This is a genomic window from Paenibacillus sp. J31P316, assembly GCF_056269105.1.
On record NZ_JBWDNI010000003.1, the window covers coordinates 241,205 to 267,403 of the forward strand.

The window sequence follows — 26,199 nt, forward strand, 5'->3', positions numbered from 1 at the left end:
ACTTATAATGAGGATATGGGTACCCGGGCCCTCTATCAACGATCGATTATCCTATAGGGGGAGACTGTTCATGACGAATGCAAGCACGGGAAATAAGAGAAAATACGTGGCTATCCTGTCGAGCGTACTGTTGTTTGGAGGCTTGCTGGCCGGCTGCGGCAGTTCGAACGATAACGGCAATGCTTCATCTTCCGCGAATACTTCGTCTTCCGATAATACCCCAGCTACGAATGATGCATCGAACGCGAACTCGAACGCGGACGCGAATGCGCCGTCGACGAACGATTCCAACAAACCGCAGGACAAGGTCAAGCTCACGCTGTTGATCGATAACCAGCAGGATACGGTTAACGTAGCCAAAGCGTTGGTCGATGCCTTCCAAGCGAAGAACCCGAACATCACCATCGAGACGGAAACTCGTCCGGCCGGCAGCGAAGGCGACAACTTCGTGAAGACTCGTCTATCGACCGGCGATATGAACGATGTCTTCTTCTACAACGCAGGCTCGCTTATGCAAGCGCTTAATCCGGAACAGAATATCCTCGATGTGTCCGGCGAACCATGGGAGGCCGACGTGATCGACTCCTTCAAGCAGACCGTAACGATGAACGGCAAACAATACGGCGCTCCGACGAACTCGTCGATGGGCGGCGGCTGGTTCTATAACAAGAAGATCTACGCGCAGCTCGGGCTTAGCGTGCCGAAGACGTGGGACGAATTGATGGCGAACACGAAGAAGATCAAGGAAGCGGGCATTACCGCCATTATCGGAACCTACAAGGACTCGTGGACGTCGCAGTTAATCATGCTGGCCGATTACTATAACATTCAAGCCGAAGCTCCGGGCTTTGCGGGTGACTACACGGCGAATAAAGCGAAGTATGCGACGACGCCCGTTGCGCTGCGAGGCTTCGAGAAGCTGCAAGAAACGGCCGGTTACATGAACAAGGATTACTTGGCGGCTAACCTGGATGCGGGACTTAAGATGCTGGCCGAAGGCAAGGGAGCGCAATATCCGATGCTCACCTTCGTCATTCCGACGATCGCGCAGAACAATCCCGATAACATCAACGATATCGGATTCTTCGCTCAGCCCGGCGACAGCGCGGATAAGAACGGACTGACCGTATGGATGCCGGCCGCGGCTTACATTTACAAGAACGGACAGCATCTGGACGAGGCGAAGAAATTCGTATCCTTCATCGCTTCCCCTGAAGGAATGGCCGTGGTCGGCACGGTATCCAAACCGACCGGACCATACGTCATCAAGGGCGCGGCAATTCCGGACGACGTGCCTCAGGTCGTCAAAGACATGCTTCCTTACTTCGATTCCGGCAATACGGCGCCGGCGCTCGAATTCGTCTCTCCGGTCAAAGGGCCTAACCTCCCGCAGATCACGGTCGAAGTGGGCTCGGGCCATAAGAAGGCCGCGGACGCCGCAGCCGATTACGACAAGGATGTCGAGAAGCAAGCGCAGCAGCTTGGACTCGCCGGTTGGTAGGTTGATAGGTTGGTAGGCTGATAAGCTGAAATGCCAATAACGTCAAAAGGACATCGCGATGCTGTCCTTTTGACGTTTATAGGGGTGATTGCCAGCGTCAACCGCAATCACTTCAGACTAGGGATCAATTCCTACAAGGGGGATCGCAATGAACAAGGTTTGGAAAAGAACCTACTCCTATTACTTCCTGCTGCCTGCGGCGATCATCTACCTGATCATCTTTATACTGCCGACGTTCATGTCCTTCTTCTTCAGCATGACCCGTTGGACGCTGCAGGATTGGACCTATACCGGCCTCGAGAACTTCAAGACGTTCTTCCAGGAATCGTCGCTTAATATCGGTTTCAAGAACACCTTCGTCTATGCGGTCGTTACCTGCGGCCTCAAGGTCGTATTCGGGCTGCTGCTGGGCGTCTTCCTCACGTCGAAAATCAAAACCAAAAACTACTTGAGATCCGTCGTCTTCTTCCCTACCTTGGTGAGCACGATCGCCGTCGGGATCGCCTTCAGCACGCTGATGCATCCGACGGAAGGCCTGATTAATACCACGCTGGCTTCGCTCGGCATATCGGGGCCGGATTGGCTGGGGGATACGCGCTATGCCTTGTTGTCCGTTGCCTTCGTGGACGTCTGGAAAGGCGTCGGCTTCGCCACGGTCATCTATATCGCGGGCATCATGTCCATACCGGAGGAATACTACGAGGCCCTGCAGATCGATGGAGGCGGATCCTGGCATAAGTTCTGGAACATCATCCTTCCGCTTAGCCGCTCGGCTACGAATACGGTCATCATTCTCGCGTTCATCGGCGGCTTGCGCAGCTTCGACATCCTCTGGCCGATGACCGGCGGAGGACCCGGCTTCGCGACGGACGTCATCGCTTCCATCATCTATAAGCAATATCAGGCCGGCTTTTATGGACTGGCTACGGCGGGGAACGTCATCCTGTTCTTATTCGTCTCCGTGCTCGCCTTCCCGCTGTCGCTCTATCTGAACCGAAGAGAGGTGGACCTATGATTCGCCGCATCCGTCTGTTCGGCGTAGAAGCCGGAGCGGTGCTCGCTTCGGTCGTTATATTCTGGATTCCGCTCTATTTCGTCGTGGTCAATGCCATGAAGGACGAGAAAGGCGCTTCCTTGCGCAGCATGGCGTGGCCGGCCACGAACCGGCTGTGGAGCAACGTCAAGGAAGTGATCCAGACCCGGGATCACATGCTGATTCACGCCTTCGTCAACAGCGCGACGCTGACCGTCTTGTCGATCGCCGTTCTGCTGCTCGTGTGCGCCATGGCCGGCTTCGTCATGCAGAGGCGCTCCGATCGGTTTACGCCTTGGATCAGCTTCTTCGTGCTGGCGGGATTGATCATTCCTCCCGCGATCGTTCCTACGATCTGGGTGCTGGAGAAGCTGCATCTGTTCAAAACGATGCTTGGCCTCATCATGGTCGAGGTCGCCCTGGCGTTCCCGTTCGGCGTGCTGCTGTACCGCGGCTTCATGGGGGCGATTCCGAGAGAGATCGACGAAGCTTCCGTAGTCGACGGATGCGGCGGGCTCCGGTTGTTTTTCCAAATCATTTTCCCATTGCTGAAGCCCGTGAACGCGACGATCATCGTCACTTCGTCGGTCGCGATCTTCAACGATTTCACCAATCCGCTCTACTTCTTCCCGGGCTCCAAGAACGCGACGGTGCAGCTCACGCTCTACAACTTCATGAGCCAATTCATCTCGCAGTACAATTTGCTCTACACGAATATTCTGCTGATTACCATCCCTCCGCTGGTGCTGTTCATCATCTTCAACAAGAAGATCGTGTCGGGGATAACGGCGGGCGCCGTGAAGGGTTAGGGAGCTTGCTTGACGGGAGTGGCGAAATTGTTCGAAAGCAAGCTGCAGATAGAGGCCGCAGAGGGTTCGGATGCAGCGCGGCTTTCAGCGATTAGATGATGGCATGATCAGCGGCGGTTCCATATGGGATCCGCTCATGATCGTGCCTTTTTGCGTAAGAGCGTCCCGTATCAAGCACAAATAAAGCTACAAAAAACAAAACCTCCTGCATACTTTCTTGCCGTCTGTTTCTGTACAATGAAGAAGGAAAATACAGAGACTCTCAAGACGATTACCTGCTGTTAAGAACCCACTTCATCCGTTACAATAAAATGGCAAACAGCCCTTACGGCCCCTATGAATGTAAACGCTTTCTTAATTCTCTGTGAAACGAATCCGGAATCCCATTCTAGTCGAGAAGGAGAGCGCCAATGAAAGCTGTGGTCAATTATTCGTCCGGCAGCGGAAGCGTCGAGGTGCGGGACGTCCCGATCCCATCGGAACTCGCGCCAAGGGAAGTGCTCATTCAAGTAAAGGCGGCGGGCGTATGCGGCAGCGACTTGCATATGTATCACGACATCCAGGGGTTTCCGGTCATGCGCCCGGTTACGCTCGGGCATGAATTCTCGGGCATCGTGGCGGCGGTCGGCGCCGAGGTCAAGCAATTCAAGGCCGGCGACCGGGTCGTCAGCGAAACGCCGGCATACATCTGCGAGACGTGCCTGTATTGCCGCACCGGACAATATAATCTATGCCCGACGCGGCGCGGCTTCGGCGTGCTGGAGAACGGCGCCATGGCGGAGTACGTCAGGACGAGAGAGGCGATCGTTCACCGGATTCCGGACAACGTGAGCTTCGAGCGCGCGGCGCTGACGGAGCCTTGCTGCGTCGCTTACAATGCCGTGGCCCATCATTCCCTAATCCGGCCCGGCGACTATGTCGCGGTATTCGGCCCGGGACCGATCGGCCTGCTGTGCGTGCAGATCGCCAAGCTCTTCAGCCCTGCGAGGCTGACGATTATCGGGACGGAGCGGGACGCGAACCGGATGGAAGTCGCGAAGCAATTCGGCGCGGACTGCGCGATCGTGGCCGAGAAGCAGAACGTGGTGGAGGAGCTGCTGGCGTACGGCGACGGCTTCGGCCCCGACGTGATCCTGGATGCCGTCGGCGTAAGCGCGACGCTGCGTCAGAGCATCGACGCGATTCGGCCGGGCGGGCAGATTACGAAGATCGGCTGGGGGCCGGCTCCGGTCGGATTTTCGCTGGACCCGCTCATTCAGAAGGCGGCGCGGCTTCAAGGCTCCTTCAGCCATAACTATCCGATGTGGGAGAAAGTGCTGACTCTGATGGGCAGCGGCTTGATCGATCCGCTGCCGATGGCGCGCAGCTACGGAATCGGGGATTGGAAGCGGGCTTTCGACGACATGGATGCCTTGCAGCATGCAAAATCGATCATTCTGCCTGACGCGTAGAAGAGAACGAGGAGGAGAAATTCGAATGGAGCCAATCGTGCAAATTTCGTTGGATTTGACGACCATTGAAGAAGCGCTCGACATGGCGGCGATCGCCGTGGAAGCAGGCATCGACTGGATTGAAGCGGGCACTCCGCTGCTGCTGGGTGAAGGACTGCATGCCGTCGTCGCGCTTCGCAAGGCGTTCCCGAATCATCCGATCGTCGCCGATCTGAAGACGATGGACGGCGGTTACCTGGAAGCGGAAATGATGGCGAAGGCAGGCGCGACGCATGTCGTCGTCATGGGCGTCGCCCACCCGGCCACGATTCGCGCCGTCGTCAGGGCGGCCCGCGATTACGGCATTCAGGTAATGGGGGACATCATGGCCGCCCCGGATCCGGTTGCATGCGCCCGGATGCTGGAGCAGAACGGCGTCGATTATATTCTTGTCCATACGTCCTTCGACGAGCGGGGAGAGGATCCGGCCCGGAGTCCTTACGATCACTTGGACGCGGTCGTGCGAGCAGTCTCCATTCCCGTTCAAGCCGTTGGCGGGCTGTCCGTCGAGCAGGCCGCGGAGATGCCGAAGCTCGGCGCTCCGCTCGTCGTCGTCGGCGCCCCGCTCGTCATCGACCGCCAGGAATTCCGTCCCAGCAAGGATCGCGACGAGCTGAAGCGAATCTTGGAGCAGCTCGTGGCGAAGGTGAAGAACAATGCCGCGACCTAACCTGCAAGACGCGCGGGTGGCCGTTTTCCCGAAGGGGCTCATGGATGAATTGACGAACGGCACGATTACGGTATTCGATTGGATCGAGATGGCCGCCGCGCTCGGCGTGGATGGCCTCGAGTTGTATCCGACCTTTCTGAAGGCAAGCGACGACGCGTACCTGAGCAGCGTGAAGGCGGCCGCGGAAGACCGCGGTCTCGCCATTCCGATGATGTGCTCGTCGCCCGACTTCACGAACCCGGACGCGAAAGAGCGAGAGCTTGAAGTCGAGCGAATGAAGCGCATGATCGACATTATGGCGCTGCTAGGCCCTGCGGATTTTCGCAGCGTTCGCGTCTTATCGGGGCAAAATCGTCCAGGCCTGGCAAGGGAAGACGGCATCGCCTGGACGGTCGCCGGCATTCGCCGGCTGCTTCCGTATGCGGAGGAGCGCGGCGTCCACTTGGTCATGGAGAACCATTACAAGGACGGCTATTGGATCTACCCGGAGTTCGCGCAGTCGTCGGAGCTCTTCCTCGCCATCATCGGGGAGATCGACTCTCCATGGTTCGGCGTGAATTTCGATCCGTCGAACGCGCTGCTCGCGGGGGAAGATCCGCTCGCCGTGATGGAGCGCGTGAAGGACCGCATCTTGACGATGCACGCGAGCGACCGGTACTTGAAGCCGGGCTACACGCTGGATGATCTGCGCGAGTATTCGCTGCAAGGCTATTCGGAAGCGCTGGCGCATGGCGTCATCGGCGAAGGACTGAACGATTATGACGCGATCTTCGCGAACTTGCGCGAGATCGGGTTCCACCGATGGATTTCCATCGAAGACGGCATCAACGGTTTGGACGAGATGCGGCAATCCGCCGCGTTTCTGAAATCAAAGCTAGCGGAATGGGCAGCCAAGACGAAGGAGTGAATGGCATGGGGCAGAGGATGGCCGGCAAAACGATCGTCATTACGGGAGCTGCCGGGTGCATCGGAAAAGGCTTCGCGCTGAAATGCGCTTTCGAAGGCGCGAACGTCGTGCTTGACGACCGCAATGAACCGGAAGGCGAAGCGGCGGCTCGGGAGATCGAACGGCTGACGGGCTCTGCCGCTGGGTCGCATCAAATGGTCATTTTTGACCGTTAGAAAGAACATCTTGCCCATTCCATGTATGAAGCGGACATGGATGACCATTAGAAGAGCATTTCACGGTTTTATCTGAGCTTCCGCATCCTTATGGTCAAAAATTTCCGTTAGAAAGCCAAAATTCCGAAATATGGACGCTAACGGTCTTTAGTGTCCGTGTAAGCTTGAGGTGTCCTGACCGACATGAAATTTGGTTAATTAACCGGAGTAAAAGATGCCGGGAGCCTTTTGTATCGTAGCCGCCACAATTTTAAGACAGGTTTTTTCGATTTTCGGCCATGATGCCTGAAAGCGATTACGGGACGACCGTTTCAGTGCTACACTGCTGATAAGAACAGGCCGAAGATCGAGGAGTGACGGTACGATGAGAACCATTGAAGTGCTGGAAAACAACCTTCATATCGTCTACGAGGTGGGCGATTACGACGAGCTGCGCTTGATGCATTTTTCCCGCCTGCCCTATCACGCGGAGGATGTGAACGCGTCTTACAAGTGGCGGTTCAGAGCGATGGAGGTCCATGCGACGGGCGAGAATCAAGGCGACCATCACGGACCGAAGCATACGGGATCGAATCCGGGAGAACGGATGAAGTATCTCTCGCATGCGGATACGCGCAACGAACAGGGGCGGAAGCTGGCGATCGAGCTGGGGGAAGCGCGCACGGGCTTGCGGGCGACGATGCATTTGCAGTTCTACGACGGCGTGTCGGTCGTTCGTTCGTGGACGGAGCTTCGCAATGACTCGCATGCGCCGATCCCGCTCGAGTACGTCACGTCGTTCGCGCTCACCGGGCTTGGCAAGGAGGGGCTGGCGCCGTGGGAGCGAAAGCTGCGCCTCTCGATTCCGCACAGCACCTGGTGCGGCGAAGCGCAGTGGCGGACGAATTCGCTGCCGGAGCTGGGCTTCCAGAACGTCAACGATTATATGATGAAGCGCATCTCGCTGACTTCGACGGGAACGTGGTCGACCGCCGAGCATTTGCCGATGGGTTATCTGCACAACGACGAATCCGGCATGGGCTTGATTTGGCAAATCGAGCATCACGGTTCCTGGCACTGGGAGATCGGCAACGTCAACGACCAGCTGTACCTGCACCTGAGCGGCCCGACGTGGACGGAGAGCCACTGGCTCAAGCAATTAGGTCCGGGCGAAACGTTCGTCTCCGTGAAGGCGGCAATCGGCAGCGCGCCGGGCTTCGACGCCGCGGTCGGCGAGCTGACGAACTACCGGCGGGCGATCCGCAGGCCGAACGAGGACAACCTGCGGCTTCCCGTCATCTACAACAACTACATGAACGGGATCAGCGGCGATCCGCAAGAAGATACGCTGCTTCCATGCATCGATGCCGCGGCGGCCGTCGGGTGCGAATATTATGTCGTCGACTGCGGCTGGTACTCGGACGGCAACTGGTGGTTCGAGGTCGGGGACTGGCAGCCGTCCGCCAAGCGTTTCCCGAACGGCATCCGGGCGGTCATGGACTATATCCGCGCCCGCGGGATGGTGCCCGGTCTATGGCTGGAGCTCGAGGTGATGGGCATTAACAGCGAGACCGCGAAGCGGGTGCCGGACGACTGGTTCTTCTGCCGGAACGGCAGACGCATCATCGCCCACAGCCGCTATCAGCTCGACTATCGGAATCCCGAGGTCATCGATTACGTCACCGAAGTCGTGGATCGGCTCGTCGGGCAGTACGGGGTCGGCTATATCAAAATGGACTACAACATTAACGCCGGCGTCGGCACGGATATCGGCGCGGACAGTCCTGGCGACGGTCTGCTCGAACATAACCGAGCGTACTTGAGCTGGCTGGACGGAATCTTCGCCAAGTATCCGTCGCTCGTCATCGAGAACTGCAGCAGCGGCGGGATGCGCTGCGACTATTCCCTGCTGGAGCGGCACAGCATCTATTCCGCCAGCGATCAGGCCGAGTACCGCAAGAACGCCGTCATTGCGGCGGCGAGCGCTTCGGCCGTTACGCCCGAGCAGCTCGCCGTCTGGTCGTACCCGAGCCGGAAGAGCGACGAGGAAGCGGTCATCATGAACATGGCAAGCGCGCTTCTGCTGCGGGTCCATCAGAGCGGCGAGCTCGAAGCGCTGGCGCCGGAGATGACGGCGCTCGTCCGCGAAGGCATCGCGTATTACAAATCGATCCGCGATCGGATTCCGGTCTCGCTGCCGATCTGGCCGACGGGAACGCCGAGCCTCGACAGCCGCTGGACCAGCTTCGGCCTCGCGGACGGTGAGCGGATCTTCTTGGTTGCCTGGCGATTCGAAAGCGCCGACGAGACGTGTGAGATTCCGCTGCCCGCTTGGCGCGGCAGACAAGCAACCGCGTCGATGAGCTATCCGCGCGAACATGCGGGCGATTGCCGCTGGAACGCGGAAGCGGGCACCTTGTCCGTGCGGCTGCCTGCGATGAATTCGGCAAGGGTGTTCGAGGTCAAGCTGAGCGAGAGCTGACGATGGATGGGATGCCAAGCCGGGCAGCGTGGTTCGTTCATGAATGACGTATGGTTATGACGCAAATTAACAAGGTACGACAAACAGCCTGCAGTGCTGCACTGCAGGCTGTTTGCTGTTCAGGCTGGAACGCCTGCGCTTTCTCCGCGGAACGGCCGGAGTGATGCGGAGAATTTACTTTTGCCATAGCAGCGCTGCTAGAAGAACGTGCCTTCCCGCCTCCGTCGGATCGTTCTAGCTTTGCGCGGCATGATCTTCGAGTCGGGCCGGCGCCTTTAACGCAATGCGGGTGCCGGTTTCCAGCGATAATTCGACCGCGTCCAACATTTCGGAGATGGACTCGCCCTGCGTAAGTCCCGGCAGCGCGTCGCCTTCGCCGGACAGCGACCGCAGCCATCGGCGGGTTACGGGTTCGCCGTCATCCTCGATCCCTTCCCACAGCAGGCGCGGGTCGATCTCCGAGCCGTCTTCGCGATATCCGCCGGCGATCGCGTCGGAGCGCCGAAGCAGCCTTCGGTGCCTGCCGTCGTTTGCTCGTCCGAGGAAGCATCCCCGCGTGCCGTATATTTCGATGGCGAACGGGGAGTGGCGGGCGACATTGCTGGCTTCCAGCACGGCAACCGCGCCGGAGGCGAACGTAAAGACGCTGGCCGTATTATCGGGAGCGGCATGGCCGGCATAGCTCGTTGCCGCGGAGATCACGGAGGCGGGCTTGCCGAGCAGCCGGCTCATCAAGTAGAGGCCATGGGCACCCAAGTCGGCTTCGACGCCATACGGGCCTTCCAGAAAACGATCGGGGAGCGCGCCGGGGCGGAGCGCCCCGGCGTGGGCATTGCGGATGCGCAGGGCGGTGATGTCTCCCAGCCATCCGCCCGGCATCGCCGCTAGGGCCGCTGCCTGATTCAAGGGCCAGTCCGCAAGCGGCAAATCCATCGCGAACGGCACGCCTGTCCGGAGAATTTCCCAGCTGACCGACCGTGCCTCGCGAAGCGTGGCGGCATAGAGATGATCGGCCAGAATGGGCTTCCCGGCCCGGGAAGCGGCGATTATCGCGAGTACCGGCGTCCCGTCGGGAGAGGCAGGAACGACGACGGCGTCGACGAGGGCAAGCAAAGTTTCGATATCCGGTTCGAACGACACGCCGGCATGAGCCGCGAACGCGCGGCCGCGCGCTTCGTCGGGGTCCCAGAGCGCAGCGCATACGGCCAGTCCGCCGAGCTCCCGAATTTCGCGGAGATAGTCGGCTGCGTGATAGGGATTCCAGCAGCCCAGCACGCCGATGCGCATCCTCATGTAACGGGAAGGTAACGCTTCAGGTCGACCGCGCTCGGCTGGAAGCCGTAACGGGCGATCTCGAACGCTTCCGCATAGCGGATCTCGCCGGCGCGGCCGGTTCCGTACCGCGCTTCGAGGGCAGGCTGCATTTTGTCGGACCTGCCAAGGCACGGCCAGCCTTCCAGCAAGTATCGCCTCCGTCCCTGCCAGTCCGCCGGCACCTCGCCCAGCGTGCCTTTGAACCAAGGAATAAGCTCGTAGAACGTCGTTGCGTGGGCGTCGCACGCGAGCAGCTTCTTCTCCATGACGCTGCCGATATCGATGGCGACATCCGGACGGTAGGCCGATTGCATGGACATGTCCGGCATATGCAGGACGAGCATTCGCTTCTTCGTGCAGGGGGTCTCGGGCAGGAAGCCCGGCAACCCCGCGTAAGGCACGGCATCGCTGACGAGCTTGCCCGTATAACGATTGTCGGGACTGACGCAGCCGTCGGGGTGGAAGGTCACGATGACGTCCGGCCCGAAGGCGCGAATCTGCCGAACGACCTCTTTGCGCATCGCCAAAGTCGCCTCCAGCTCGCCGTCCGACGTTTCCAATATGGCATAGTCGGCGATGCCGAGCCGGAGCGTCGCTTCGTCCGCCTCCAGCCGCCGTTTCGAAGCGATCTCCGGCTTGGACAGCGCGAAGTGCCCGCTGTCCCCGTTCGTTAAAGACAAAAATTTCACCCGGTGGCCTTGCTCGGCGTACAGGGCGGCAAGCCCGCCCGCGTACATCTCCGGCTCGTCCGGATGGGCGCAGATCATGAGCACGCTAAGCTGTTCATTCCCATTCGTCCCGCTCATCGCGCTCACCCCTTCCTCAGCATCGGAAGCAGCCGGCGCAGCTCTTCTTCGGACGGCCGAGGACCGTAGTCCGCGATTTCGAAGGGCTCCGCATAGCGGACGGAAGCGGCGTGCTCCTCGCCGTACCAGCGGACGAGCGCTTCGCGCATTTCCTCCGAGGCGTCGAAGAAAGAGGCCCAGCCATCCAGCAAAAATTCCCGCTGCGCGTCCCATGTCTCGGGAACTTGCTCAAGCCGTCCCTGGCACCACGGCGTGTACTCGTAGAATTGCGAAGCATGGGCGTCGCACGCCAGAAGCTTTTTCTCCAGCGCTTCACCCCCGATATCGACGACGATGTCGGCCGAGTAGCGGCTGCGCATCGAATAATCCGGCATCAGCAGGAAGAGCGGGGACTTGCCGATGATCGGCACGTCCGGGGCCACGTTCTTCACGTTGCCCGCGAACGAAGCGGCGTCGGCGACGACTCTGCCCGCGTACCGGTTGTCGGTATGCTTGCCGCCTTCCGGATGGAACGCGATGACGATATCCGCCTTCCAGCGGCGGATCTGCCGAATGACCTCCAGCCGGTTCTCGACGCTCGGGAACATCTCGCCGTCATGCGTCGCGCGCAGCACCTCGTATTCCGCGATGCCCAGCCGTCTGGCGGCTTCGTGCGCCTCTTCGGTCCGGCGGTCCGACAGCTCCTCGCCGTTCATCTCGTAATGGCCGCCGCAGCCGTCTGTCATGGACAGGAATTTAACCTCATGTCCCATGGCGGCGAACAGGGCCGCCGTTCCGCCCGCATAGATATCCGGCTCGTCGGGATGCGCCCCGATGACGAGTACCCGGATGGGTTCAGTCGTAAGTTCTGCCATAGTCGTCTCTCTCCTTTAAGCCTGATAGTTGGCGGGAGCCGGAATCGAAGCTCCGTCCCGCAAGCCGAGTGCCGTCATGACGCCGTACAGATGTCCCCGCGCCTGCGTCAGCCGTTCGTCGCGCTGCAGCCGGTATTCCGGCTGCTCGTAAAGGGCAGGCGGCGGGATTTCCCCGGCCGCGATCCGGCGTTCGCACCGCTGCGCGTGGCGGACGAGCTCGGCGACGTCGTCCAGCGCCAAGTCGGGATGATGGCGGCGCCAGGGTTCCTCGAACAGGTCGCAGTGCATCAAGCCCTTATGATCTTCGATCTGCAGATGCAGGTTCGGCTCGTAGCGCGCGATCTCCCCGAGAATCGCCGCGAAATCGACGAAGCCGTGGCCGGCCGGCTTGACCTGCCGGACGACGCCCTGCTCGGAGAAGTACACGATGCAGTCCTTGGCATGCATCTGGTGTACATATGGAGCGACCCGCTTCGCCGCGAGGACCGGGTCTTCGCCGCGTGCCACGACATTCGCCGTGTCCAGCGCCACGCCGACGACGTCGTCGCCGACGTCTTCGATGAGCCGGACGATTTCGTAGGACGTGATCTCCTCGTGCGTTTCCAGATTGATGCGGACGCCCGCGTCCCGCAAGGCCGGGGCCAGCGAGCCCAGAAACGCGCCGGTCGCGCGAAGCTGCTCGCTCCAAGCGACGTCGGTGCGGAAGCGGTCGTACACGTGGTAGCCGCTGAATTGCCCCTTCCACCCCGCCGTCACGCCGATCAACTCGCGGGCGCCGATTCGCGCGCTGGCGGCGATCAGCCGCTCCATCGCCAGCTTGTAATCGCCGCCGCCGAGGAGCCATACTTCCGGAACTTCGTTCGTATTATATGGATTGACCCGGCCGATGCCGAGGTCAATGTACAGCCCCAGGTCCGCCGCGCACTGCGCCGCAGCGTCCAACTCGCCGCGGTCGAGGCCGGGGGAGAGCGCCAGCGCCGATTTGTAGTAGACGCCCTCGTAGCCTTCGGCTTTCGCCAATTCCAGTCCCTGTTCGACCGTGGCCGGACCGGTCAGGAATCCGTGATGCATGTCGATGCCTAATTTCATGCCGCGCCTCCTCGTCGCTTTCCTTATTGAAGCGTATCGTTATAGAGCTTCAGCAGCTTGTCGACGCCCTTGGCGTTGATATTTTTCACATAGCCGTCCCAATCCTTGTCGAGGGACGCTTTGCCGTAGACGAACTGCTCTTCCATCATTTTGAAATAGTCCTTCACGCCCGTCGCGGCCAGGTTCTCTTCTTCCATCTGGTCCGGGGTGATTTTCGGCACCTTGGCGACGGCGGGGAACCAGTCCTTCTCCTCCGCTTCCTTCGTCAACGTCTCCACTTCCTTGGCGTTCAGCACCTTCGTGAACCATTGGTACGGGAAAAGCATCGTGTAGTTGTTGTTGGAGGCTCCGACTTCCCACAGCGTCTTCTGCAGGCTCGGCGCGCTCGTCACCTTGTCCGTGAACACGTCCTGGCCGCCGGTCTTCGTGAAGGTGTCGCCTTCGATGCCCCATGTCATCAGTTCGTTGCCCTCGTCGCTGTAAAGCCAATCCACATAGGCGAGCAATTGGTCGAAGTACGGTTTCTTCGCGGCGCTGGCCGGAATGACCGTGCCGTGATAGATGCGGTTGGCCGCGTAGGCTTTGGCCCCGCCGGGTCCGGCGATCGGAGGGAGCGGCGCGAGATTGAAGTCCGGGCTGACGTTCTTCTTGCCGTCCTCGTTCAGTTGGCCGAGCTCGCTGATCCAGTAGAAGGAGAAGGAGCTCTTGCCGCTGGCCAGCTTCTGTTTCCATTGATCGAGGCTGGAGGTGAAAATCTCGGGATCGGCCAGCTTCTCCGTAACGAGCTTGTTCAGGAACTGCAGATAGCTCTTGTACGCGTCCGACGTGTAGGAATAGACGAACTTGCCCGATTTGTCGTCGTACATGAAGCCGTTATAGCTCGGCTCGATGCCCCATGCGGCGCCGAAGATGCCCATGAGCGAGTCCGCGTCGGTATTGGCGAGGGGATAACCGGACGGATCCTTCTCCTTGAGCGCCTTGAGCGTCGTGTAAAGCTCGTCGACGGTGGTCGGCGGTTTGAGCCCGTATTTGTCGAGCAGATCGGTCCTTACGAGCGGCGCCCGGTTATAGAGCGCGGCTTCGTTCATGAACGGCAGGATGTACAGCTTGCCGTCCTTCGGCTTCCAGTTGTCGAGCTCGTCCTCGATGCCGTACTGTTCGATCTTCGCTTTCAGGTGGGGCAGCTTATCCATGTAGTCGCTGATCGGCAGCAGGACGCCGCTCGGCGCGTATTCCATGAGCAGCGATTGGCTGACCGTCGTCACGAGATCCGGAATGGAGCCGGAGCCGAGCACGATGCGAGCCTTGCTCTCGTAATCGGAAGAAGGGACGGCCTGGATATCCAGCTTCACGTTCGTCGCTTCCTGCATTTTGGCCAGCACCGGCCAGTCCTTGTTGAACGGGTAGGACGGATTGTCGTTATACAGCATGCTGACCGTGACCGGGCCGTCCGCCGCCGCATTGGCCGGCGCGCTGCCTTCGGATGAAGGGGACGAAGCCTCGTTGCCGCTATCGGCGTTATTGCCGTTGCCGGAGCACGCGGACAGGGGGACGGCGCATAGGGCGAGCAAAGCGATCGTGCGCAAACTTGTTCTCATAGGGTTCTCTCCTCCATTATCCTTTTATGGCGCCGATCATGACGCCTTTCTGAAAATGCTTCTGTACGAACGGGATCAACGCCGCGACCGGGAAGGTCGTCGCCATGATGACGGCTGCCTTGAGCGAAGCGGAGGACGTGCTGTCCTCGGCTCCGATGCCGAGCGACTGGTTGGATGCGAGCTCGGCGCCCGCGACGATGTTGCGGGCAATGAGCATCACGGGGTATTTGTCCGAACTGTTCAGATAGATAAGGGCGTTGAACCAGTTGTTCCAATAATAGACCGCCAAGAACAAGCACATGGTGGCGAGCAAGGCTTTGGAGAGCGGAAGCACGATCCGGAACAAGATCTGAACGGGATTCATGCCGTCCATCATCGCCGATTCCTCTAGGCTCTCGGGAAACGACCGGAAGAAGCTGATCATGATCATCAGGTAGTACGGCATGATGCAGAACGGGATGACGATCGCCCAGATGGAGTCGATCATTCCGAGTCCGCGCACGACCGTATAAGTCGGGATGAGCCCGCCGCTGAAGAACATCGTCGCCATGATGAACCAGACGATGTACCGGCGGCCCTTGATCGGCTTGGACAGCGGGTAAGCGCAGATCGTCAGCATGAACACGCCGATGAACGTGCCGACCGCGGTTTGCGTGAAGGCATTCAGAAACCCTTGCGTAATCGCGGGATGATGGAAGACCTTGACGTATGAGCGCGGCTCCCAACCGATCGGCCAAAAGCCGACTCGCCCGCCTACGACGGCAGCGGAATCGCTGATCGATACGGCCAGCAGATGCAGAAACGGCAGCAGGATGGCCGCGGCGACGGCGATCATGACGAGCGCGTTGCATGCGGCGAACAGCCGGTAGCCCGCCGATTGGCGGTAGGACATGCGCGGTCACCTCCTTGGCGGTAGTTACTTGACGGTAGTTAGTAGAGCGAATATCCGGTCAATCGTCGGGACACCCGGTTCGAGACGATGACCAGCGCGAGGCTGACCAATCCGCCGAACAGCCCGACCGCCGCCGCGTAGCCGTAGTTGTTGCCCTGAAGGCCCATCCGGTAGACGAACGTGTCGATGATGTCGCTCGTCTGGGAATTGCTCGGCGTCATCATGAGGAGCACCTTCTCGTATCCGAGGCTGAACAGCTGCCCGAACGAGAGGACGAACACCACGGATACCGTCGGCATGATCTGCGGCAAGGTCACGTGAAGCGTCTGCTGCCACCGGTTCGCGCCGTCGATCTCGGCCGCTTCGTACAGCTGGGGGTCGACCGCGGACAGCACGGCCAAATAGATGATCGCGCTCCAGCCGGTGTACTGCCAGATATCCGAGGAGATGAAGAGCGTCCGGAACCAGCCGGGCTCGTTCATGAAGAAGACCGGCGCGGCGCCGAACAGCTTCGCCAGTCCATCGTTCACGATGCCGTTCGTCGGCGAGAGCAGCTCCTTCATGAGCCCGATGACGGCGACGACGGAGACGAAATTCGGGAAGCAGGCGATCGTCTGCAGCAGGTTGCGGAGGCGGGCCCGGCCGATTTCGTTCACGAGCAGGGCGAAAGCCAGCGTGACCGGGAACGTAATCGCCAAGTGAAAGGCGGCCAGCAGCCACGTGTTCTTGAATGCGAGCCAAAAGTTCGAGTCGTGCCAGAACAGGTTGAAATAATGAAGCCCGACCCACTCCGTCCCGAACGCCGATCCGCCCGGCGCCATCTTGCGGAAGGCGATGACGTTGCCCAGAATCGGACCGTAGCGGAAGACGGCGAAGTAGAGAAGCGGCAAGGCCAGTAAAGCGTAATAGTACATGTTCAATCTGAAATAATAGCCGATCCCCGTTTTGCGCGCTCCTTTTCGCGCTTCTTTATTGGTTGCGATCAACGAACTGCCGCCGCTCTCGCTCGGCTCGACCTCGACCGCCGAATTCGAACCCATGGGCTTCGCGCCTCCTTTCGTTATTGCCTGCCTCTATCTCAACATGCCGGCAACCGTATCGAAAACACCCAATTTGATAGTTGTGTTATAAAATGTTACACCAATTTGAGGAAATAGGGATAAAAATATGACTCATGTCTCAAATTCTTAATTATGTGTCAGTTTATTTTACTTATAGTTGACGCAAATCTCCGAGTATCTCTATAATGGTGATCACCATAACTTCGTTAAGGGGAGGTGGAAGAATGCGCACCGGCAGCAAGCTCCGCGATTTCATGAACGGGGGCTTCCGAAGTCTTCTCTATCGGTTCTTCCTGTTCTTCCTGGCCGTATCGCTGCTCATTCAGCTCGTCAATTACGTCGCGTATCGGGTCAATCTCCGCTATTTCGAGCATGAGCTCGAGCTCAACTACAATAAATCGCTCACTTCCATCGCATCGGACCTCAACAACGTCTTTCTCGGCATCTATAATTCCAACTATCTGCTCTCCCTTGACCCGGACGTCATCCAACTGTTCGCATCCGATTTTCGTTCGGACGACCCGCCGAGCTATGCGCTCGTATCCCAGACGATCCGTTCCCTGAATCGCATTCGCCTCATGAACGATTACATCGACAGCGTCTACATTTACAAGCGGCAAAATAATCTGATCATCAGCAATGCCGGCACCTATGCAGCCACCGACTATTACGGCTCCTTCGGCGCGCTCGACGGTTATCCGCTCGCGTTCTGGTCCGGCTACTCGGCGCCTCATACGCCGTTCCAAATTCTGCCGCCATCCAAAATCACCCGCAGCGGCGCGTATATCCTGCCCGTCGTCCAAACGGCGATCGCCGAGTACCGCTCGAGCGACATCTACGTCATTAATCTGAAGCTGGACCCGCTCATCAAGCGGATGAACGAATCCAAGCTGACGCCGAACAGCGAGCTGCTCGTCGTCGGGGACGACGGGAAGCTGATCGCCTCCACCGCCGCGGGCAAGTCCGATGAAGCGGACTGGGCGCTCGCCGCCAGACAGATCCAGGGTTCCGAGGAACCGAGGACGAAGCTGGAAGTGGGCGGCCGCCCGGTCGCGGCTTTTCAGCAGAACACGACGTTTCTGTTCAAAAACCTGGATATGCTCGCCTTCGTACCGAAATCCGACGTCAGCACCAGCATGAAAGCCGTCAAAGATTGGGGGGCGCTGATGTCCCTCCTCGCCTTCGCCTTGTCGCTCGCGTTGTCGATGGCGTTCAGCCGGAGCCTATACGCGCCGATCCACGCCATGATGTCGAAGCTGACGGACGGGCCGGCTCCGCGTACCAACGAATACAAGTTCCTTAACCGGGAAATCCATCGGATGCTCGACGACATGGGCGCGCTCAGCGACCGGTTGTCCGTCGTCGCTCCGCTGGCCGTCGAGCGCTGGTTCGTCCGCATGCTTCGGCATAACCGGGCGCCGAACGAAACGGAAGGGCGTTCGCTGCTCGAGAAAAGCGGCATCGCGCTGCCGCATCGCGGATTTGCGGCCGCGCTGATTCGGGTGAAGTTCGACAAGGCATACTTCGACGTCTATACGCCGGAAGAGCAGCATGCCGCGCACGGTTCCATGCTCCAGGCGATGCGCGCCTTGCTGACGTCCCGAAGCACGGCCATTCTGATCGAGATGGAGCCGGATGTCCTCTGTCTGATCGTCAATCTCCCGGAGGATGCGCCGCAAGACATTTTCGCGCTGCAATTCGAAGCGCTGCAGGCCAATTGGCCGATAGAGGGCTTCGTACGGGACGCCTATATCGGCATCGGAGGGGTCCATGCCGGCTACGAGGGGCTGCAGCTGTCGTATTTGGAGGCGATGAAGGCGCTATGGCGTCTCGGTCCGCAATCGGATCGCCGCATTCATTACTATCGGGAAGAGGAGGAGACGAACGCCAAGGGAGGGCTTGCGCCATTCGAGGAGAAGAAGCTGCATAATCTGCTGCTCGCTTCCAAGCGGACGGAGGTATCGGGCATGCTGGACGCTATTCTGCGCGCGCACGACTCGCTCGGCTGCAACCATTTGGCGGTCAAGGAGCTGTACATGAACTTGTACGTCATCGGCATCCAGGTGTTGAAGCAGAAGGAGAAAATGCTGCCGGAATCGACCTACCGCGAATACGTTCGGATGATTCTATCCGAGCACGCCGCTTCGAGCGAGCTGTTGAAGGCGTTCATCGCCGCGTATTACGAGCAAATCATGGATGCGATCGACGCCGTCGGAGAGGAAGGAGGCGAGCCCGCTTCGTTCAAGTCTTACATCGACGAGCATTACGCCGAAGATCTCCATCTCGAGCTGCTTGCCGATAAGTTCAATACGTCGGCCAACTATATGTCGCGCTTGCTCAAGAAGGAGCTGGGGCAGCCGTTCCAGCCGTATTTGCAGGAGCTCCGCATTCGGAAGGCGAAGGAACTGCTGGCTACGACCGATCTCTACGTGCAGGATATCTGGGCGGCGGTCGGCTTTACGAACCGCAACTCGTTCATTCGCACGTTCAAGAACTTGGAGGGGATTACGCCCGTCGAATACCGGGCGCAATACGCGTCGCGGGCAGGAAGCCATGAAGGGAATATAGTATAGTAATGGATAGACGGATTTTACTATACAGCCAAAGGAGCTTGTGCATGCTGCTAGAAGTTATCGCGCTGACGCCCGAGGATGCCCGGGTCGCGGCCGCGAACGGCGCGGACCGGATCGAGTTCGTATCGGTCATCGAAGAAGGCGGGCTTACGCCCGCATTGACATTTATTGAAGAAACGACGGCGGAATGCACCATTCCCGTACATGTCATGATTCGCCCTCACAGCAGCTCGTTCATGTACTCGAAGGCGGACATGGGGCAAATGCTCCGCGATATGTCCGCGCTGGGGAAGGCCGGAGCAGGCGCGTTCGTGCTCGGGACGCTGACGCCCGAACGGACGGTCGACGAGGAGAAGCTGAAGCGGCTGCTGGATGCGGCGAACGATATCCCTGTTACCTTTCACCGGGCGTTCGACGAAGCCAGGCATCTGGAAGAAGCGTTCGAGACGCTGGCGCGTTATCCGCAGATCCGTACGATTCTGACCTCCGGCGGCAAGCCGAGCGTGTTGGACGCGGCGGAGGAAATCGCCCGGCTGGTGCGGCTGAGCAGCGGCACGACGATCGAAATCATGGCGGGGAGCGGCCTTACGCCGGCGTCCTTGGCTGGATTCGTGAATACGACGGGGGTACGCGCCGTGCATTTCGGCTCGGGCGTACGTCGGAACGGCGCGCAGACGGCCCCTTTGGACCCTGTTCGGCTGGCGGCCGTCCGCGAGGCGCTCGCGAGGCAGGACCAGCTTCGTTCATAGATAGCTAGAGATTCATTTCATTGATTGAAGATAGCAAGAGATTCATTTTTATCGATAGAGAGAATAATGGTGAACGGCGAAATTCCCGTTCCGAGCATGCTTCGCGGTCCTTTGACTTGGACTTTGCAGCATGCTTCGGAGCGGGGGATTCGGCGTTTTTTTGTTTTGGCGGCTGAGAAGGAGAAGCTAATTCAACCAGGCAGACGGCGGGAGGGTGGTTAACTCGATTAAGCAGGCTGCGCAAGGAATCGCCGAGTGGGAGGTAGGAGGGACGGCCAGCACGCAGGCAGCCAAGCCCGCGGCCACGCAATTTGTCCCGCGGACTTCTCTATTTTCGCCGGAATGGCTGCTGCGAAAATAGTAGAGTGCCAGAGCTTCGATGGAAAAAGGAGAACCAGCCGAATAAATCCCGTTGAGCGCGCCCGATACCGCATTTATCCTAAGTCTCATAAGACTTATGGAAGGAGTGCGAGAATGGGTGTTTTTTCAATAGAAGGAAGCGCCTTCGTTTATGATGGTGAGCCGATTCGGCTGCTCTCCGGCGCCATGCATTATTTTCGCATCGTCCCCGAACAATGGCGGGATCGGCTGCTGAAGCTGAAGGCATGCGGCTTGAATACCGTCGAAACGTACGTGGCCTGGAACGTCCACGAGCCGCGGGAAGGCGAGTTCCGCTTCGACGGCATGGCCGACGTATGCGCCTATATCGCGCTGGCGGGCAGTCTCGGCTTGCATGTCATCGTTCGTCCGAGCCCGTATATATGCGCGGAGTTTGAATTCGGCGGGCTGCCCGCGTGGCTGCTAGCCGATTCCGATATGCAGCTGAGATGCAGCCACCCGGCATTCCTGCGAAAAGTCGATGCCTACTACGACGAGCTGCTCCCGCGGCTGAAGCCGCTGCTCTGCACGAACGGCGGGCCGATTATCGCCGTGCAGATCGAGAACGAATACGGCAGCTACGGCAATGACGCGCGCTACCTCGACTATCTGCGGCAGTCTTTGCTCGCGCGCGGCATCGACGTACAGCTGTTCACCTCCGACGGGCCGACCGACGCGCTGCTGCAGGGCGGGTCCGTTCCCGGCGTGCTCGCGACGGTCAACTTCGGCTCGAGTCCGTCTTCTTCGTTCGACAAGCTGAAGGAATACCAGCCGAACGCGCCGCTCATGTGCATGGAGTATTGGAACGGCTGGTTCGACCATTGGCGCAAGCCGCATCACGCGCGCAGCGCGGCAGATGTCGCGGCTGTCTTGGAGGAGATGCTGTCGGCCGGCGCTTCGGTCAACTTCTACATGTTCCACGGCGGCACGAACTTCGGTTTCTCGAGCGGCGCGAACTGCCAGGAGCCGAATCTCTACGAGCCGACGGTCACCAGCTATGATTATGACGCGCTGCTGGACGAGACAGGCGAACCGACGGACAAGTATGACGCGGTACGCGAAGTGATAGCCCGCTATGCGGACATTGAACCGATGCGGCTTCCGCCTGCCGCGGCTCGACAAGCTTACGGCCGGGTCGAGCTGCCGGAGCAGGCAGCCTTGTTCGAGCAATTGAATGTTTTGTCCGCACCGGTCCAGTCGATTACGCCGATTCCGATGGAGAAGCTCGGACAGAATTACGGCTATATCCTGTACACGACTCGGGTTTCCGGGCCGCGGCCGGAAGAGCGGCTGTTCGTGCAGGAGGTGCGGGATAGGGCGCTGGTCTTCGTCGACGGCGAGTATCAAGGCGTCATCGAACGGGCGCAAACGATGCAGTCCTTGCCGATTATTATTCCGGCCCAAGGCGCGAGACTGGATATCCTCGTCGAGAATATGGGGAGGATCAACTACGGCCCCTATCTGAAGGATGCGAAAGGCATCACGGAGGGCGTCCGTCTCGGGTTCCAGTTTCTCTTCGATTGGGAGATCCGGCCGCTGCCGCTGGAGGAGTTGTCGCAGCTGCGATATGCCTGCGACCTTCCCGCCGTCAAGGAAGAACCTCGCTTCTATAAAGGAACTTTCCGGACCGCCTCTTGCGCGGATACGTTTCTGGATATGCAGGGCTGGACGAAAGGCGTCGTCTACATCAACGGGTTCAATCTCGGCCGTTACTGGAACAAGGGACCGCAGCGAACGTTGTACGTGCCCGCGCCGCTTCTTCGGCAGGGCGACAACGAAATCGTTATTTTCGAGCTCCATCATACGCGGGAAGCGGCGGTTGTTTTCACGGATCGCCCGATTCTCGACCAGCCTTATGAATGACCACACCCCAACACGCGAGCAGCGGCGCAACTGCCGCCCTACCAGGAGGAACGAACAATGAGCGAGAACGTAATCGAAGAAGTCGAAAATGGCGTGCATAATTACAGCAGCGAATCGGAATGGGTGAAGCCGGACAATCCGGTGACGCTGGAGCGGCTGGAATGGTTCAAGGACCAGAAGCTGGGCCTGATGATGCACTGGGGCCCTTATTCGCAGATCGGCATGGTCGAATCTTGGACGCTGAGCGACGAAGACGGCGATTGGGCCAGAAACGACGTGGACTGGACGAATGATTATGAAGAAATGAAACGGGAATATTTCGCGCTCAACAAAACGTTCAATCCGATCCGGTTCGAGCCGGAGAAATGGGCGGAGGCGGCTGCGGACGGCGGATTTAAATATTTGATCTTCACGACGAAGCACCATGACGGCTTCTGCATGTGGGATACGCATACGACGGATTACCGCATCACCGGCAGCGACACGCCGTTCCATGCGCACCGGTATGCCGATGTGTGCAAGCAGGTATTCGACTCGTTCCGCGACAAGGGGCTTGCCATCGCCGCGTATTTCTCCAAGGCGGATTGGCACACGCAGTCCTACTGGGCACCGGGCATGGAACGAGGCCGTCACATGTGGCGCGGACCATCCTACGACCCGCAGGAGCATCCGTGGCTGTGGGAGAAATTCGTCTCGTTCACGCATGAGCAGATCATGGAGCTGATGACGCGTTACGGCCGCATCGATATTTTGTGGCTGGATGCCGGCTGGGTAAGAGAGGGCGGCAGAGTCAGTCAGGATATTCGACTTGGCGAGCTGGTGGAACGCGCGCGCGAAACGCAGCCATGGCTGCTGTCGGCCGATCGCACCGTGGGCGGCGCGTACGAGAACTACGTCACGCCGGAGCAGTCGATTCCGGATCGTCCGCTGAACGTGCCTTGGGAGAGCTGCATTACGATCGGAACCTCGTTCTCGTTCGGATTCGAGGACAAATACAAATCCGCCCGCCAGTTGGTTCATATCCTGATGGAAGTCGTCGCGAAGGGCGGCAATCTGGCGCTGAACGTCGGACCGCAGCCGGACGGCCGATTGCCGAAGGGCGCCGTCAGAAGCATGAAAGACCTTGGCGCTTGGATGAAGGTGTATGGGGAAGCGGTGTACGGCACGCGTATTTGCGCACCGTATTACACGAGCAGGTGCGCCTTCACGCGCAAAGGCGACATCGTGTATTGCACCTATCTGTATGCTAGCGAGGATGCGCAAGTATCGGAGTCTATTACGATTCCTTATACCGAAGCGGTGGCCGGCGTCGAGCTCGTCGGCACGGACGAAGCGGTCTCGTACATGCAGGACGACACCGGACTTACGCTGCGGCTTCCGGCTAGCCAGTTAGGCGGGGATGCGCCGATTGCGCACGTATTCCGCATTCGAGCCTGATAACGAGGCTGAGGCAAGCGCGGACGCAGCGGTAGAATTGCACTAGCATATCGTGTAAAATAATATTTTTAGCAACTTTCACCGCCAAATACGAGCGAGGATAAGGGGGATAACATGAACAGCAGCTGGTTCCGCAAATTGCTATTATCCTATCTTCCCGTGTTTGTCGTGGTGGTGACGATCTTATTCGTCGTGTTCTTCCAATCGCTGAGCGAACAGAATCGCAAGCAAGCGATCAAAGCGAACGAGTTTCTCGCGGAACAAGCCGTCCGGTTTACGGACAATTCCTTGAAGACGCTGGATTACCAAATTTTACGCGATACGCTGTCTTCCGCGGAGTTGAAGCGGTTCTTCGGCACGGACAGCGACGACGTGTACGGCAATATTCAAGGCAATAAACTGATCGACGATTGGAAGCTCAACTATTCGATCATCGATTCCGTCTATTTCATCCGACTGAAGGATAACTTCGTGCTAGGCGACGGGGCGGGCCTGCAGTCGGATTTTCTGGATCAGCCCTTTATCCTGCCTTTCATGAATCAGAAGGCGCAGCCGGGCAAATGGTCGGGCAAGCGAAGCTTTAAGCCTTATCAAGCGTCCGAGCCGGCGGATGTGATATCGCTGGTGCAGGGCTACCCGCAATTAACGAAGGCGAAAAAAGGGTATATCGTCGTGAATGTCAGCTTGTCGAAGCTGAAGAACGCGATAACGCCCATGTACAATCCGGCGCTTACGTTCATTCGGATCAGCGACAGAGTGGGCGGCATCCTGATGGATGACAACGGCGTCGACAACGGGAAACGAAGCGTCTTGTCCAGTTACGTCTCTCCTTACACGGGCTGGCTCGTGGAGAGCGGGCCGGCGAGCGGAAGCTTGTCCCGGATCGCGCTCGATTTCTACAGCGTATGGGTCGTCATCGCCCTGGCCGTCGTGCTGCTCGGCGTCCTCTGGGTCGTTCATGTCACGCGCCGCAATTACAAGCCGATCAGTCAGCTCGTCTCCCTCATTCGGACAAGCGCCCTGGTGAAGCCCGAGATCAATCCGTTCGGAAGCAATGAGTTCGGTTTTATCCAAGGCGCGCTGGAGCAGCTGATGGAAGAGACGACGAGAACGAGGCAGAAGGACAACGAAACGATTATTTTGCAGAAGAAGCATCGGTTTCAAGAGGCCGTCGAAGGCAGCGCTCCGGTTCGCGAGACGGAATGGCAGACGGATTTGCTCGCGTTCCACGTGAATCCGGCGGGAACGAAGGCGTTCATGCTCGAGCTCGAGATCGATCGCTATTCGCAATTCACCGCGGCCTACCATCATCAGGATCAATCGATTTTGAAATTCGTCGTCGCGAGCGTTACGCAGGAGATTGCCTCGCTCAGCGGCGCTTCGGTATGGGCCGAATGGGTTGCGGACCGCAAGCTGTCCGCTATCGTATGGGTGCCCGATGAAGCGGACGGCAGCTTGCTCAGCGCGCAAATCGGCGAGCAGGTTTTGGAGTGGGTGCACGGCAACTTGAGCTTCACCGTCACGATCGGCGTTCACGGCATGGCGGAAAGTCTCGAGGAAATTCGGCGTTCGCATGAAATCGCGCGCAATATGCTGCACTATAAGGCGGTGCTCGGCACCGGCAGACTGCTGGATTCGAAGGCAATGGAAGGATCCAAGTATCATGCGCATGATTATTTCGGGACGATTCATGCGCTGTCGCAGTCGATCCGGCTGGCAGAGGACGGCTGGAAGAAGCATTTGGACGAGCTGTTCGGCCAAATTACGGATTCGGTCTCGTCGCGCAAGGAAATCGAGAGCTTCATGCAGTTTCTTCATCAGCAGCTGAACCGTGTTTTCCTCGAGCTGTCCAAGGACTATCGCAACGTGTGGAAGGATGCCGATGCGGAGCTTCGCGAGCTTTGGGCGAACTGGGAGACGTTAGCTGAATTGAAGCAGGGCTGCACGCAGGTATTCGAGGCGGCGACGGGCAAACTGCAGACGTTGAAGGATTCCCAGGGGACGCGGGCCGTGATCGGCGATATCCGGGCTTACATCGAAGAGAACTATCCGAATCCGGAGCTGTCGCTCGACCATCTCAGCGACAAGTTTTCGATCCATGCCAAGAACATCAGCAAGCTGTTTAAGGAGGAATTCGGCGGCAACTTCGTGGATTTCCTGATCGGGCTGCGGATGGACAAGGCCAAGCAGCTGCTGCTGTCGACCGTCAAGTCGCTACAGGAAATCAGCACGGAGGTCGGCTATTTCAACTACAACTCTTTTAACCGGGCCTTTAAGAACGTTGCGGGCATGTCGCCGAGCGATTATCGCAAGCAGCAAGCCGATCGATAATGCGAAGAACCTTGAGTCTGCCGGTGGCGGCGGACTTGAAGGTTCTTTTTCGTTTGCACGCATTTCACCATGTTCCAAGCACTCCACAGGTTCCACACATTCCACACATTCCACATACTCCACACATTCCGCGAAAAGCGCGCAGCGTAGAAAAACGGGGAGTACGCA

The 26,199-nt window shown here is 58.8% G+C and carries 20 protein-coding genes; 13 read left to right on the forward strand and 7 right to left on the reverse strand.

Annotated elements, in window-relative coordinates:
• Window positions 1-70: 70 nt before the first annotated feature.
• The 8 genes from AC0YNU_RS12270 (at window position 71) to AC0YNU_RS12305 (ending at window position 9,086) form a co-directional block, all read left to right on the forward strand.
• Window positions 71-1,501, forward strand: coding sequence for an ABC transporter substrate-binding protein (locus tag AC0YNU_RS12270; RefSeq protein ID WP_475756705.1), 1,431 nt, complete (start codon window positions 71-73; stop codon window positions 1,499-1,501).
• Window positions 1,502-1,649: 148 nt separating this feature from the next.
• Window positions 1,650-2,516 carry a carbohydrate ABC transporter permease gene (locus tag AC0YNU_RS12275; protein WP_475756707.1) on the forward strand — a complete coding sequence of 289 codons (867 nt, stop codon included), beginning with the start codon at window positions 1,650-1,652 and terminating at the stop codon, window positions 2,514-2,516.
• Window positions 2,513-3,343 carry a carbohydrate ABC transporter permease gene (locus AC0YNU_RS12280; RefSeq protein WP_475756709.1) on the forward strand — a complete coding sequence of 277 codons (831 nt, stop codon included), beginning with the start codon at window positions 2,513-2,515 and terminating at the stop codon, window positions 3,341-3,343. The genes AC0YNU_RS12275 and AC0YNU_RS12280 overlap by 4 nt, the downstream gene beginning before the upstream one ends.
• Before the next feature lie 410 nt (window positions 3,344-3,753).
• Entirely contained in the window at window positions 3,754-4,794 is a 1,041-nt protein-coding gene (locus AC0YNU_RS12285; RefSeq protein WP_475756711.1) for a zinc-binding dehydrogenase, read from the forward strand.
• Between the two features lie 25 nt (window positions 4,795-4,819).
• Window positions 4,820-5,503 carry an orotidine 5'-phosphate decarboxylase / HUMPS family protein gene (locus AC0YNU_RS12290; RefSeq protein WP_475756713.1) on the forward strand — a complete coding sequence of 228 codons (684 nt, stop codon included), beginning with the start codon at window positions 4,820-4,822 and terminating at the stop codon, window positions 5,501-5,503.
• Window positions 5,490-6,410, forward strand: a complete 921-nt coding sequence (locus AC0YNU_RS12295) for a sugar phosphate isomerase/epimerase family protein (RefSeq protein ID WP_475756714.1) — start codon at window positions 5,490-5,492, stop codon at window positions 6,408-6,410. The genes AC0YNU_RS12290 and AC0YNU_RS12295 overlap by 14 nt, the downstream gene beginning before the upstream one ends.
• Before the next feature lie 5 nt (window positions 6,411-6,415).
• On the forward strand, window positions 6,416-6,625 hold the full coding sequence (locus AC0YNU_RS12300; RefSeq protein ID WP_475756717.1) for an SDR family NAD(P)-dependent oxidoreductase: 210 nt from the start codon (window positions 6,416-6,418) through the stop codon (window positions 6,623-6,625).
• Window positions 6,626-6,989: 364 nt separating this feature from the next.
• Window positions 6,990-9,086 carry a glycoside hydrolase family 36 protein gene (locus AC0YNU_RS12305; protein WP_475756719.1) on the forward strand — a complete coding sequence of 699 codons (2,097 nt, stop codon included), beginning with the start codon at window positions 6,990-6,992 and terminating at the stop codon, window positions 9,084-9,086.
• A gap of 234 nt (window positions 9,087-9,320) precedes the next feature.
• On the opposite strand, the gene AC0YNU_RS12310 is transcribed toward AC0YNU_RS12305, so the two are convergent.
• Genes AC0YNU_RS12310 through AC0YNU_RS12340 form a run of 7 tightly spaced genes read right to left on the reverse strand, consistent with a single transcriptional unit; the run spans window position 9,321 to window position 16,679 of the window.
• The gene (locus AC0YNU_RS12310; protein ID WP_475756721.1) at window positions 9,321-10,373 is read right to left on the reverse strand and encodes a Gfo/Idh/MocA family oxidoreductase; all 1,053 of its coding nucleotides are present in this window, start codon (window positions 10,371-10,373) and stop codon (window positions 9,321-9,323) included.
• A 2-nt stretch (window positions 10,374-10,375) separates the two neighbouring features.
• Window positions 10,376-11,206 (reverse strand): PIG-L deacetylase family protein, encoded by an 831-nt coding sequence (locus AC0YNU_RS12315; RefSeq protein WP_475756723.1) that lies wholly within the window; start codon window positions 11,204-11,206, stop codon window positions 10,376-10,378.
• A gap of 5 nt (window positions 11,207-11,211) precedes the next feature.
• Window positions 11,212-12,060: a PIG-L deacetylase family protein gene (locus AC0YNU_RS12320; protein ID WP_475756725.1), complete on the reverse strand. Its 849-nt coding sequence runs from the start codon at window positions 12,058-12,060 to the stop codon at window positions 11,212-11,214.
• A gap of 15 nt (window positions 12,061-12,075) precedes the next feature.
• Window positions 12,076-13,149: a sugar phosphate isomerase/epimerase family protein gene (locus tag AC0YNU_RS12325; protein ID WP_475756727.1), complete on the reverse strand. Its 1,074-nt coding sequence runs from the start codon at window positions 13,147-13,149 to the stop codon at window positions 12,076-12,078.
• Between the two features lie 23 nt (window positions 13,150-13,172).
• The gene (locus tag AC0YNU_RS12330) at window positions 13,173-14,747 is read right to left on the reverse strand and encodes an extracellular solute-binding protein (RefSeq protein WP_475756729.1); all 1,575 of its coding nucleotides are present in this window, start codon (window positions 14,745-14,747) and stop codon (window positions 13,173-13,175) included.
• Between the two features lie 16 nt (window positions 14,748-14,763).
• Window positions 14,764-15,639, reverse strand: coding sequence for a carbohydrate ABC transporter permease (locus AC0YNU_RS12335; RefSeq protein ID WP_475756731.1), 876 nt, complete (start codon window positions 15,637-15,639; stop codon window positions 14,764-14,766).
• 38 nt (window positions 15,640-15,677) lie between these two features.
• A complete protein-coding gene (locus AC0YNU_RS12340) occupies window positions 15,678-16,679 on the reverse strand; it encodes an ABC transporter permease (RefSeq protein WP_475756734.1) in 1,002 nt (333 codons plus the stop codon).
• Window positions 16,680-16,924: 245 nt separating this feature from the next.
• Between AC0YNU_RS12340 and AC0YNU_RS12345 the strand changes: the two genes are divergently transcribed.
• The 5 genes from AC0YNU_RS12345 to AC0YNU_RS12365 all read left to right on the forward strand — a co-directional run bounded on the left by AC0YNU_RS12345 (window position 16,925) and on the right by AC0YNU_RS12365 (window position 26,031).
• Window positions 16,925-19,273, forward strand: a complete 2,349-nt coding sequence (locus AC0YNU_RS12345; RefSeq protein ID WP_475756736.1) for a helix-turn-helix domain-containing protein — start codon at window positions 16,925-16,927, stop codon at window positions 19,271-19,273.
• Window positions 19,274-19,317: 44 nt separating this feature from the next.
• Entirely contained in the window at window positions 19,318-20,022 is a 705-nt protein-coding gene (locus AC0YNU_RS12350; protein ID WP_475756739.1) for a copper homeostasis protein CutC, read from the forward strand.
• Between the two features lie 474 nt (window positions 20,023-20,496).
• Window positions 20,497-22,263, forward strand: coding sequence for a glycoside hydrolase family 35 protein (locus AC0YNU_RS12355; RefSeq protein ID WP_475756741.1), 1,767 nt, complete (start codon window positions 20,497-20,499; stop codon window positions 22,261-22,263).
• Window positions 22,264-22,320: 57 nt separating this feature from the next.
• Window positions 22,321-23,700 (forward strand): alpha-L-fucosidase, encoded by a 1,380-nt coding sequence (locus AC0YNU_RS12360; protein ID WP_475756743.1) that lies wholly within the window; start codon window positions 22,321-22,323, stop codon window positions 23,698-23,700.
• A 114-nt stretch (window positions 23,701-23,814) separates the two neighbouring features.
• Window positions 23,815-26,031, forward strand: coding sequence for a helix-turn-helix domain-containing protein (locus tag AC0YNU_RS12365; RefSeq protein WP_475756745.1), 2,217 nt, complete (start codon window positions 23,815-23,817; stop codon window positions 26,029-26,031).
• Window positions 26,032-26,199 lie beyond the last annotated feature (168 nt).